The organism is Sphaerisporangium rubeum, from assembly GCF_014207705.1.
Lineage (GTDB): Bacteria > Actinomycetota > Actinomycetes > Streptosporangiales > Streptosporangiaceae > Sphaerisporangium > Sphaerisporangium rubeum.
In genome coordinates, this window is sequence record NZ_JACHIU010000001.1 from 217,308 (window position 1) to 229,138 (window position 11,831).

Genomic DNA, 11,831 nt, shown 5'->3' on the forward strand with positions numbered 1-11,831 from the left:
TCTATCCGGCCGTACGCGCCGGCTCGGGGATCTCGACGACGACGTTCGTGGACTTGATCACGGCCACCGCGACCACTCCAGGCTCCAGCCCCAGCTCGTCCGCCGCCTGCCGGCTCATCAGCGACACCACACGGAACGGCCCCGCGGCGATCTCGACCTGCGCCATCACCGCGTCCCTGACCACCTCGGTCACGATCCCCCTGAACCGGTTGCGCGCCGAAGACTGCCCCGCCCCCTCGTCCTCAGCGACCCTCCGCCGCGCGAACGCCGCCAGATCGGCCCCACTCACCAGCCGATGCCCGTTCCTGTCCCGCTCCGCCGCCAGCCGCCCCGCATCCACCCACCGCCGCACGGTGTCGGCACTGACCCCGAGCAAAGCGGCGGCCTCACTGATCTGGAACATCGTCACAAGAGATCAGCATACATTCGCATATGCAAGGCTAGATAGCCCTTTAAGTCAGCATCAGCGATACCTGTTCCTGGTTCTTCATCGTATCGGCAAGGTCATGTCGGGTCGGTGATGGGTGGGCCCGAACGCCAGTTTCCGTACGACGTGACGAAGCTCGACTCGTAGAACCCGGCGCCTCCCACCGGAACCTTCCACGTCAGCTCGAACCTGGTAGGCAGCTCCGACCCGTCGATAGTGATGGAGTAGGACAGGTACGTCGCGTCGAGGTTCGCGTTCCACGGCCCGAACAGCTGATGCAGGCCGACGCCGGCGGAACTGGTGGAGATGCTCGCCGAGTACGTGCGGCCTTTCCGCCGCACGCCGCGGCTCGCCGCGATGAGCTCCAGGATCGTGAGCACGGACGCGGTGGCCGCCACCATGGAAGCGGCCTCCGCGTACGCCGGACGCTCACCTCCGCCGGGCTCGGCGTAGAGATCGAACGCCTTCTTGCCGTGGTTCATCGCGTAGCCCGTGAGGCCGAGCACCACCACCCGTTCCCCTGACCCGCGCACACGTATGTCGAAACCGGGTCCGTCCGGCCCGGCGGGGCCGTACGCCAGGCGTCCGGACGCGCGAGCGAAGGCGCTGCTCTCGGCGAAGCCACCCATGAACGAGAAGTCCGCCACCGGCCGGGCCGTCACCGCGGTGTCCATCGCGGCCGCCAGCTCGATCGCGTTCGCCGGCGGCGGCGCCACCCGGGACGGTGAAGGTGACGGCGTCGCGCTCGCCTGGCTCCGGCCGGCCGGCGATGTCACCGGAGGCTTCGGCTCCTCTCGCCTGGCGGTGGCGTACGCCAGCACCGCCCCGCCACCCGCGACCACGACACCTCCAGCGACAGAGGCGAGCAGCGTTCGCCGCGAGACCGGCTTCCCCGGTGCCGTGACGCCATCTGGTCCGCCGGCCGGCACGGGGACGGCGACCTCCGCCGTCGTGTCCCCTTTGTCGTCGAGCAGCCGCAGCAGTACGTCCTTGGCCGTGGGCCGCAGCGCCGGGTCCTTCGCCAGGCACGGCGCAACGACGTTCCGCAGCGGAGCGGGCAGCGCGCCGAGATCGGGCTCGTCGTGCAGGATCCGGTAGGCGATGGCTGCCAGCGTGTCCCCGCCGAACGGCGGCGCTCCTGTCGCCGCGTAGGCGATCGTCGACCCCCAAGCGAAAACGTCCGCCTTTGGCCCGATGCGTTCTCCTTTGAAGTGTTCCGGCGCCATGTAGGCCGGCGAACCCGCCGCACCTCCGGTCGTGACCGACGCACCCGTCAACCGCGCGATCCCGAAGTCGATGACCCGCGGCCCGTCCGCTCCGATCAGCACGTTCCCCGGCTTGAAGTCCCGGTGCACCACTCCGGCCCGGTGGATGGCCGCGAGCGCCGTGATCGTCGTGATGGCCAGCCGGTGCAGTCCCGCGCCGTGCCGCGGCCCGTCGTTCTCGATCACATGCTGCAGGGTCGGCCCTTCGACGTACTCACTGGCGATGTACGGCGGCCGGGCCTCCAGCCCGATCTCCAGGATCCGCACTGTGCAGAACTCGGCGACCTGCCGCGCCGCCGTGAGCTCCCTGACGATCCCCGACTCCTGGCCCACCCGGACCGACGAGTGGAACACCTTGACCGCCGCTTGTTCTCCGCCATCCGCCACGCCGAGGTAGACGACTCCCTGGCCACCCTCTCCCAGCCGTGCCACGATCTGGAACCGTCCGACCCGGCGCGGATCCTCCACCCGCAGCGCCTCGCGACCCACAGGCGTTCCACCATCCCCGGCCGAAGACCACTCTCAGAAGGACACCAGTCTGGAGCAGAACTTCTCACATAGCGGTGTGTTCCACCGCAGAAAGTGCTCAGTAGACGTCGCGCGCGTAGCGGCGGTCGGCGGTGAGTTTCCTGAGGTAGGCGTCGGCGGCTTCCGGGGTGAGGCCGCCGTGGAGGTGGGCTATCTCGCGGAGGGTGCGGTCGACGTCCTTGGCCATGCGGGTGGCGTCGCCGCAGACGTAGAGGTAGGCGCCGTCCTGGAGCCAGGACCACAGGCGTGCGCCTTGTTCGCGCATGCGGTCCTGGACGTAGACCTTGGCGCGCTGGTCGCGGGAGAAGGCCAGGTCGAGGCGGGTGAGGACGCCGTCTTCCTGGAGGGACTCCAGTTCCTCGCGGTAGTAGAAGTCGGTGGTGCGGCGTTGTTCGCCGAAGAAGAGCCAGTTGCGGCCTTGGTGGCCGAGTGCGCGGCGGTGGTCGAGGAAGCCGAGGAAGGGGGCCACGCCGGTGCCGGGGCCGATCATGATCATGGGGGTGGCGGGGTCGGCGGGGGGACGGAAATGGGGGGAGCGGCGGACGAAGACCGGCATCGCGGTACCCAGAGGCACGTCGGCGAGGTGACCCGAGCAGACGCCGCTGCGGCGGCGGCCGTGCTGGTTGTCGAAGCGCACCACCGACACGGTCAGGCTGATCTCGCCGGGGCTGGTCAGGGGGCTGGACGAGATGGAGTACCTGCGGGGTTGGAGCCGTTTGAGTGTGGCGGCCCATTCCTGCGCGGAGGCGTCCACGGGGAACTCGGCGAGGACGTCGACGGCCTGTCTGCTCCAGGTCCACTGGGCCAGCTCGTTGCGGTTGTCGGGACGCAGCAGCTTCCTGAGCAGGCGGTCGTCGCGTGCGCGGTCGGCGACGAAACGCAGCAGGTCCGGGGAGATCCTGGTGATGTCGTGGTGGCGCAGCGCCTCGCTCAGGGGGAGGTCCTCGCCTGAGACGGTGACGACGGCGGCCGGGTCGAGGCCGGTGACGGTCAGCCATTCGGCGACCAGCTCCGGCGGGTTCACCGGCCACACGCCGAGCGCGTCACCGGTCTCGTACGGCAGGGGCTCCTCACCGGTGTGGAAGGTGAACCGCCGTACCTCCTTGGTGGCGCCTGGCAGGCTGAGCAGGCGGTTGCCGGTCAGCAGCGCGGTGCCGGTGACGTCCAGGGGCTGCCGTTCGGTGACCGGAGGGCTCGAAGGCGCGCGGGACGGCGCGGGTACGGGGAAAGAGACGGGTTCGGCGGGGACGGGTTCGGTGCGTACGTGTTCGGTGGGGGCTGTGGTGGTCAGGGCCTGGATGACCTGGTCGAGCCACTGGTGCGCGGGTTGTTCGTCGCCGGGTTCGACGTCCACGCGGGGGGTGAGCCGTACGGCGCCGAGGTCCTCCAGGCGCTTGTCGAGGCGGCGGCCGTGACCGCAGAAGTCGGCGTAGCTGGTGTCGCCGAAGGCGAGGACGGAGAACCGCACCTGCTCCAGGCGGGGAGCTCCGGGGTCGGCGAGCCGGTCCCAGAAGTCGGCGCCGTTGTCGGGTGCGTCGCCGTCGCCGAAGGTGCTGGTGATGACCAGCAGGTCCGCGCCGCCCGGCAGGCTGGCCGGGGTGCAGTCGGCCATGCTCAGCAGCACCGGCGCGCGCTCGGCGTCGGCGAGCGCCTGCGCGGCCGTCACGGCGAAGTTCTCCGCGTTGCCGGTCTGCGAGGCCCACAGCACGATCAGCCGGCGTTCCTCGCTCGGCGCGGGCCGGGGGAGGGTGGCCGTCCCCGTCGCGCGGGAGAACATGCCGGCGAGCGCGCCGTCCACCCACAGAGCGTGGCCGGGGTCGAACGGCGCGCCGTGCGGCAGCACCGGCACGCCGGTCGTGTCGGCCGCGCCGAGCCCGGCGAGGAAACCGGACAGGTAGCCGCGTTCCCGCTCGTCGAACGGCGGCGGCGCGGTGTCGATACCGAGCAGGCGTGCGAGCGCCGCGACGTCCGGTGCGGCGGCACCCGGCCAGCCGTCCGCCGGGTCGGCGGCGGGGATCGTGGGCCGGGTGCCGGTGGCCGGGGTGGCGGCGGGGATCGTGGGCCGGGTGCCGGTGGCCGGGGTGGCGACCTTGGTGAGTGCGACGGCGCAGGCCTTCAGTTCCGGCTGGAAGGAGAGGGGGTCCACGGCGTCGTTGGTGACGGCGTTGACGCTGAGGTACTCGCCGAACAGGTCGTTCCAGTGGAACGGTGCGAAGCAGTCGCCGGGCCGGACCCGGTCGGTGACCACGGCCGGCAGGACGGCGCGGCCGCGGCGTGAGGAGAGCTGCACCTGGTCGCCGTCGGTGATCCCGAGGGACGCCGCGTCGCCGGGGTGGATCTCCACGAACGGGCCGGGGTTCAGCTTGTTGAGCTTGGCGACCTTGCCGGTCTTGGTGAGGGTGTGCCACTGGTGCTGGAGCCTGCCGGTGTTCAGCACGAAAGGGTAGTCGTCGTCCGGCAGCTCGGCGGCAGGCATGTGGGGACGCGGGAAGAACGCCGCGCGGCCGCTCGCGGTGGGGAAGACCAGGCGGGGACGGCTGCCGTCCTCACGTACCGCGAGGTGCTGGCTCGTGCCGTCGTTGAGGTAGCGGATGGGGTTACGGCCGTCGCCGCCGGCGGTGGCGCTCGGCCACTGCACGGGGGTGGCGCGCAGCCGGTCGTAGGTCACGCCGCGCAGGTCGTACCCGGTCTTCGGGTTCCAGGCCTCTTTGATCTCCTCGAAGACCTCCTCGGCGCTGCCGTAGGTGAACGCGTCGGCGTACCCCATGGCGCAGGCGACGCGCGCGATGATCTCCCAGTCCGGCAGCGCCTCACCCGGCGGGTCCGCCGCCGCGTTCAGCAGGGTGAGACTCCGCTCGGAGTTGATCATCACGCCTTCGCCTTCGGCCCACAGCGCCGCCGGCAGCACCAGGTCGGCGTAGGAGTTGGTCTCGGTGTCGGCGAAGGCGTCCTGGGTGACGACGAACTCGGCGGCCTCCAGGCCGGCGATCACGGTCCTGCGGTTGCCGACCGACGCCACCGGGTTGGTGCAGATGATCCAGCACGCCTTGATGTCGCCGTCGGCCATGCGGGAGAACATCTCCACGGTGCCCTTGCCGACGTCGGTGCGCAGCGTGCCAGGGGGGAGGCCCCACAGCTGCTCGGTGAAACGGCGGTCCTCCGCCACCAGCACCGAGCGCTGGCCCGGCAGGCCGGGGCCCATGTACCCCATCTCGCGGCCACCCATGGCGTTCGGCTGGCCGGTCAGCGAGAACGGCCCGCTGCCGGGCCGGCAGATCGCGCCGGTGGCCAGATGCAGGTTGCACAGCGCGTTGGTGTTCCAGGTCCCGTGGGTGCTCTGGTTCAGGCCCATGGTCCAGCAGCTCATCCATTCGCCGGCCTCGCCGATCATGCGGGCCGCCTGGCGGATGTCGTCCTCCGGCAGGCCGGTGATCTCGGCGACGCGGGCCGGCGGGTAGTCGGCGAGGAACGCCGGCATCGCCTCCCAGCCCTCGGTGAACTCGGCGACGAACTCCTCGTCCACGTGGCCGTCCTCGACGAGCAGGTGGAGCAGGCCGTTGAGCAGCGCGAGGTCGGTGCCGGGCCGGATCGGCAGGTAGAGGTCGGCCTTGGCGGCGGTGGCGGTACGGCGGGGGTCGACGACGACGAGCCGGGCCCCGGCCTTCACCCGGTCCATCATCCGCAGGTACAGGATGGGGTGGCAGTCCGCCATGTTGGCGCCGATGACGAGGAACAGGTCGGCGTGCTCGAAGTCCTGATACGAGCCCGGCGGGCCGTCGGCGCCGAGCGACAGCTTGTACCCGGTGCCGGCGCTCGCCATGCACAGCCGCGAGTTGGACTCGATCTGGTTGGTGCGCACGAAACCCTTGGCGAGTTTGTTGGCGAGGTACTGCGCCTCCAGGGTCATCTGACCCGACACGTAGAACGCCACCGCGTCGGGACCGTGCTCGTCGATGATCTCGCGCAGCCGCCGCGCCGTCTCGCCGATCGCCGCGTCCATCGGGGCCGGCGTCGGGACCGACCCGCGCGCGGACCGGACGAGCGCCGTCCCGAGCCTCCCCGGCGCTGCGAGCATGTCCGCGGTGGTCGCGCCTTTGGTGCACAGCCTCCCGAAGTTGGCCGGATGCGCCTTGTCGCCGGAGGCGCGCACGGCCGTACGCCGGCCGTTCGCGTCCGTCGCGACGTCGAGCACCATGCCGCAGCCGACGCCGCAGTAGGAACAGACCGTCCGTACCGCCGTGGTGGCGGTACGCCCCGACCCGGTCACCGTCACCTGACTCCCCTCTTAACGACCACCCGACAGCGGTGGCGGGAACGTCACCCCGGCACCATAAGAAGGAGCTGTTACACGCTTGTCACTTCCGCCGACGTGGCCGGGTTACATCCGCTTTACCGGCGCAGCATCGAGTTCACTGTCCTCACCGTCCGTGGGGGCCGTCCGCACGTGGGAAGGTGGCGTCATGAGTGCTGCGCGGCCGGGCCGGTTCGGTGTGGTGGGAAGCGGATGGCGATCGGAGTTCTTCCTGCGCCTCGCCGAGGCGCTACCCGAGCGGTTGTCGGTGTCGGGTGTGGTGACGCGCACCGCCGCGCGCGGCGCCGAGGTCGAGGCGCGGTGGGGGGTGCCGGCGTACCGTTCCGTGGCGGACATGCTCGCGGCCGAGCGGCCGGAGTACGTCATCGCGTCCGTCCCGTGGCCGGTCACCCCCGGGGCCACCGAGGAGATCGTGCGGCACGGTGTCCCCGTGCTCGCCGAGACACCTCCGGCCCCGGACGCCGACGGACTGCGCGACCTGTGGGCCGCCGTCGGGGACAGCGGCCTGGTGCAGGTGGCCGAGCAGTACCTGCTGATGCCGGGACACGCGGCGCGGCTCGCGGTGCTGCGTGACGGCGTCATCGGCCGGGTCACCTCGGTGCAGGTCTCCTCCACGCACCTGTACCACGCGGTGTCCCTGATCAGGCACATGCTCGGCGCCGGTTTCGAGGACGCCGCGGTCCACGCGCGGTCGTTCACCGCGCCGCTCGCCGACCCGCTGTCCAAGGACGGCTGGTCCGGTGACGCCACGCCTCAGGACCGGGCCACCACGATCGCCACGCTGGCGTTCGCGAGCGGCACCGGCCTGTACGACTTCACCGACAACCAGTGGTGGAACCCGCTGCGCGCGCGGCGGATCGTCGTGCGCGGCGCGCTCGGCGAGATCGTGGACGACCGCGTGGTCCGTCTCGTGGACCCGAGAACCCCCGTGGAGTCGCGCCTGGTGCGCCGCCAGACCGGCATGGACCTCAACCTGGAGGGCTTCGACCTGGACCACATCGCCTTCGACGGCCGTGTGGTGTACCGCAACGAGTACCAGGGTGCGCGCTTCTCCGAGGACGACCTCGCGGTCGTCGACCTGCTGTGCCGCATGACGGCCTGGTGCCGCGGCGAGGGCCCCGAGCCGTACCCGCTGGCCGACGGCTGCCAGGACCACCTGATCGGCCTCGCGATCGATGAGTCACTGCGCACGGGGACGACGGTGACGACCGGCCGCGAGGCCTGGGCCCGCTAGGGAGCGGCGACGCTCGGTCAGAAGGTGACGTCGCTGCAGAAGTAGTACGACTGGTCGGTGTGGGAGGCCTGCCAGATCGTGTACACGACGTGGCGGCCGGTGCGGCTGCCCGCGTTGATGTTGTTGATGTAGTAGTTGCCGGCCTGCGCGTAACGGCCGGTCGTGGTGATGAGCTCCAGGTTGCTCCAGCTCAGGGGTGTGGTGGTGGCGTTGTAGCCCTGGCGGGTGATGTAGACCTTGATGTAGTCGGCGCCGTGGTGGGCCTGGTCCATCAGGTTGATGTTGAAGGTGCGTGACAGCGCGGTCGTCTTCCAGGCGCCGGGGGTGTCCATGGCGCGGTAGCGGCCGTTCTCGGTGCGGCCGCCGCTGCAGAGCTGGCCGTTCGGGATGGCACCCTGGTGGTTGCCGGCGACGCCTTCGCGGAACAGCCCGTTCCAGTTCCACATGGCGTTGACGTCGGTCTGCCACGCCTGCCAGCACATGGGGTCCTGCTGCTGCATGTTCGGGTTCTGGAAGTCGTTGCCCCAGCGCGACCAGCAGCCGTAGTTGCGGGACGCGGGGTTGATCGTCGAGCCGTGCGCCGACGCGGTGCCGGTGAGGCCGACGGTGGACAGCAGGGCCGCGCAGGCCAGCAGGGACATGGTGCGAAGCGTCCGGCGCGGTGAGGGACGGTGAGACATCGTGCGGTCTCCATTTTCCGGTCGGGGTCCGGGGTGATGGGAGCGCTCCCGCATCTGCGAAAGTATCTGACCCGATGCGGACACACAAATGACCATGCCTGGTCAACAGGCTGCTGACCAGGCGAATGGATCACAATTAGTTGGACGACCAGCCATAAGAATGCCGGTCGATCACTCACGGTTCAGTTGAAAATTTCACCTCGGCCATACGCGCCGTGTGATTTCGCGCGCAGCGGCGGCCGGCGGGCCCAGGTGACCCACCGCCAGAGCCATTCGAGCGGCCCCTGCGTGAAGCGGCGCAGCCACAGCGCCGAGAACAGCCACTGCGCCGACAGGATCGCCGCGGCGACCAGCAGCACCCGCGTCGCCGGCCAGGTGTGCGGCGCGCCGCCGAGGAACGGGGTGATCGCCAGCACCAGGACGGTGGCGGTGAGGTAGTTGGTGAGCGCCATGCGTCCGAGCGGCGCGAACGCCACCCGCAGCACCGGCCGCAGCGGCGTGTGGAGCAGCACCAGCAGGACGCAGACGTACACCCCGGCGACCAGCAGCCCGCCGGCCGGCATCACGTACCGGAACGCCGGAGCGTCCGCCGGCATGCTCGCCTGCCACCACAGCACCGGCGCCGCCGCCGCCGCGAGCAGCAGCCCTGCCACGGCCGGTGGCCTGGCCGACCGCTCGATCCCCGCGACCACGCCGTACCGCGTGAGCGCCGACCCGAGCAGGAACAGCCCCGGCACCAAGGCGAGCTGTCCGCCGCCGAGCCCCACCGCCGCCACCAGCAGGCCCCCCGCGAGCCACGCGACGGCCCACCGCGGCAACCACGTCGACGGCAGCAGCACCACCAGCCCAACCACGGCGTAGACGGCGAGGATGTCCCCCTGCCACAACAGCACGTGATGCGCGGCCCCGACCACCAGCAACGCCACCAGCCGCCGCAGCAACAGCACCCGCGGAGCGGCGCCGCGGGCCGCCGCGGACTCCGCCAGCAGCGAGAACCCCACCCCGAACAGGAACGAGAAGATCGGGAAGAACCGCATTGTGGTGAACAGCCCGAGCCACGTACCGGCGTCCTCCGACGGCACCCCGGCCGTGTCCGGCGTCACCACCAGAGCCCCGGCGGCGGCGATCGGCTGCACGTTCACCACCAGGATCCCGCACAGCGCCACCCCCCGGATCACGTCGAGCGCCGCGATCCGCCTGCGCCGCGGACCGGCGGCCGTGCCGTCGTGCTCGTGTCCGCCGGGATCCGTACCGGACCGCGGCGCGCCGCCGGCGTGGCGGCCTTCCCTGACAGGTGTGTCGTCTGCTCGCATGAGGCCTCATCCTGTGCGGCCGCACGCGGGACGGCATCGGCCGGAAAGAGGGATCCGGCCGGGGACGACCGTACTTTCGGCCGGTCCGGAGGGAGCGGGGGTTCTCGTAGCCTGAGCGGTGTGGACGTGCGGGAACGGGTCGCCGGGTGGCGAGGGATCACGGTGGACGGGTGGCTCGGGGCCGGGTTCGCCGTGCTGCTCGCCGGGTGGGCCGCGCAGCTCGCTCATGCGCGAGGCGGCGACCAGTGGTGGTTCGACGTCGCGGCCGGAGCGGTGGTGTGCGCGGTCGCGTTGACGCGCGACCGGGGGAGAGGACGGATGGCCGTCGCCGGTCTCGTGGTCGCCGGGGTCGCGACGGTGGCGGCCCGGGTGGCGGGGTTGCCGGGGGAGCCGGGGCCGGCCATGACGCTCGCGCTGGCGGTGCTCGCGGGGGCCGCGATCCGGACGCTGCCGGTGCTGCGCGCCGGGGTGATCGCCGGGATGGGCCTCGTGGTGGTGGTGCTCAGCGGCCTCGCCGCTCGGACCCCCGGTGTGCCGCCGGTGCTGGTGCTGAGCGGCGCGGGGTGGTGCGGGGCCCTGGCCGTGGGGCTGAACCTGCGGCTGTTCGACGCGCACCGCCGCGTGGTCGCCGGCACGGTGCGCCGCGACGAGCGGCTCGCACTGGCCAGGGAGCTGCACGACGTGGTCGCGCACCACATCACCGGCATCGTGGTGCAGGCGCAGGCCGCACGGCTGGTCGCAGGCAGACGTCCCGAGCAGGCGGTCGAGGCCCTGGCCGGCATCGAGACGGCCGGCTCCGACGCGCTCGACGCGACCCGCCGCGTCGTCGGCGTGCTGCGTGACACCGCCGACGGCCCGCCGGCCACGTCCGGGCCCGAGAGCCTTTCCGACCTCACGGCCCGGTTCGCCGGCCACGGCCCCGCCGTGCGCCTGCGGCTGCCGGCCGCCGAGCCGTCCTGGCCGCCGGAGATCACCAGCACCGTCTACCGCGTCGTCCAGGAGTCGCTCACCAACGTCTCGCGCCACGCGCCGCACGCCACCGCCGTCACGGTCACCGTCACCGAGAACGGCGCCATCGGTGACGGCGGCTGTGTCGTCGTGGAGGTCGCCGACGACGCGCCGCCTGGTCAGGGCCGGCCGCACCGCGGCGGCTACGGGCTGACCGGCATGCGGGAACGGCTGGAGGCCCTCGGCGGCACACTGTACGCCGGACCGGGGGACGCGGGCTGGCGCGTTCGTGCGACCCTGCCGATCGGTGACCGGAGGCGCCGGTGACGATCAGGGTGCTGGTGGCCGACGACCAGGCCATGGTGCGCGGCGGGCTGCGCATGATCCTTGAGGACCAGCCGGACATCACCGTGGTCGGCGAGGCGGCGGACGGCGCGGAGGCGGTGGAGCTGGCGCGGCGGCTGCGGCCGGACGTGTGCCTGGTGGACATCAGGATGCCGCGTCTGGACGGCATCGAGGTGACCCGCGCGCTCGCGGGGCCGGGGGTGGCCGATCCGCTGCGGGTCGTGGTGGTCACGACCTTCGACCTCGACGAGTACGTCTACGGCGCGCTGCGCGGCGGCGCCGTGGGGTTCGTGCTGAAGGACGCGGGACCCGGTCTGCTGGTGGAGGCGGTGCGCGCGGCGGACGCCGGGGACGCTCTGGTGTCGCCGTCGGTGACGCTGCGGCTGCTGCGCCACCTGACCGGGCCGCCGGCGGCGGGTGCGCGCGGCTCCGAGCGGCCGTTGACGGACCGGGAGGCGGAGGTGGTGCGGGCCATCGGGAGAGGACGCACCAACCAGGAGATCGCGGCCGAGCTGTTCATCTCACTGAGCACGGTCAAGAGCCACCTTTCCGGCATCCAGGCCAAGCTTGGGCTGCGCAACCGGGTCGAGGTCGCGGCCTGGGCCTGGGAGAACGGTCTGATGGGCCAACGGTAGGACCCCGTTTCGAACCTGTGTACGACTCTGTGGAAACTGTGGATAACTCCGGCGCCTGTGGACAAAAGACCTGTTCAGCGGGGTCTCGCCGAATTGCACAACCCTGGCGTCCTGTTGACGGAACGCAGGACCGGCGGGGGAAAA

The 11,831-nt window shown here is 71.6% G+C and carries 8 protein-coding genes; 3 read left to right on the forward strand and 5 right to left on the reverse strand.

The genetic code is table 11. The features are described from left to right. Position 1 precedes the first annotated feature (1 nt). From BJ992_RS01025 to BJ992_RS01035, 3 genes are all read right to left on the reverse strand, one after another. On the reverse strand, positions 2-409 hold the full coding sequence (locus BJ992_RS01025; protein ID WP_184978088.1) for a TOBE domain-containing protein: 408 nt from the start codon (positions 407-409) through the stop codon (positions 2-4). Between the two features lie 95 nt (positions 410-504). Continuing rightward, positions 505-2,181 carry a protein kinase domain-containing protein gene (locus BJ992_RS01030; protein ID WP_184978089.1) on the reverse strand — a complete coding sequence of 559 codons (1,677 nt, stop codon included), beginning with the start codon at positions 2,179-2,181 and terminating at the stop codon, positions 505-507. Between the two features lie 97 nt (positions 2,182-2,278). Further along, entirely contained in the window at positions 2,279-6,493 is a 4,215-nt protein-coding gene (locus tag BJ992_RS01035) for a bifunctional nitrate reductase/sulfite reductase flavoprotein subunit alpha (RefSeq protein ID WP_343072439.1), read from the reverse strand. 187 nt (positions 6,494-6,680) lie between these two features. Here BJ992_RS01035 and BJ992_RS01040 point away from each other — a divergent pair, with 187 nt between their 5' ends. Further along, a complete protein-coding gene (locus tag BJ992_RS01040; protein ID WP_184978090.1) occupies positions 6,681-7,766 on the forward strand; it encodes a Gfo/Idh/MocA family protein in 1,086 nt (361 codons plus the stop codon). A 17-nt stretch (positions 7,767-7,783) separates the two neighbouring features. Here the strand turns inward: BJ992_RS01040 and BJ992_RS01045 are convergent, their stop codons facing one another. Together BJ992_RS01045 and BJ992_RS01050 are read right to left on the reverse strand one after the other, a co-directional pair. After that, positions 7,784-8,407 (reverse strand): lytic polysaccharide monooxygenase auxiliary activity family 9 protein, encoded by a 624-nt coding sequence (locus BJ992_RS01045; protein WP_246496484.1) that lies wholly within the window; start codon positions 8,405-8,407, stop codon positions 7,784-7,786. Between the two features lie 221 nt (positions 8,408-8,628). After that, positions 8,629-9,759, reverse strand: coding sequence for a DUF418 domain-containing protein (locus BJ992_RS01050; RefSeq protein WP_184978092.1), 1,131 nt, complete (start codon positions 9,757-9,759; stop codon positions 8,629-8,631). A gap of 120 nt (positions 9,760-9,879) precedes the next feature. On the opposite strand from BJ992_RS01050, the gene BJ992_RS01055 reads away from it, so the two are divergent. Both BJ992_RS01055 and BJ992_RS01060 read left to right on the forward strand, forming a co-directional pair. Then, positions 9,880-11,034: a sensor histidine kinase gene (locus BJ992_RS01055; protein WP_343072440.1), complete on the forward strand. Its 1,155-nt coding sequence runs from the start codon at positions 9,880-9,882 to the stop codon at positions 11,032-11,034. Beyond that, the gene (locus BJ992_RS01060) at positions 11,031-11,687 is read left to right on the forward strand and encodes a response regulator (protein WP_184978093.1); all 657 of its coding nucleotides are present in this window, start codon (positions 11,031-11,033) and stop codon (positions 11,685-11,687) included. Before BJ992_RS01055 ends, BJ992_RS01060 begins: the two co-directional genes overlap by 4 nt. Positions 11,688-11,831: the final 144 nt, after the last annotated feature.

Bases quoted from the DNA above. Each gene is read 5' to 3' on its own strand.
- BJ992_RS01045 (WP_246496484.1), bottom strand. From the start codon at position 8,407: ATGTCCCTGCTGGCCTGCGCGGCCCTGCTGTCCACCGTCGGCCTCACC.
- BJ992_RS01040 (WP_184978090.1), top strand. From the start codon at position 6,681: ATGAGTGCTGCGCGGCCGGGCCGGTTCGGTGTGGTGGGAAGCGGATGG.
- BJ992_RS01050 (WP_184978092.1), bottom strand. From the start codon at position 9,759: ATGCGAGCAGACGACACACCTGTCAGGGAAGGCCGCCACGCCGGCGGC.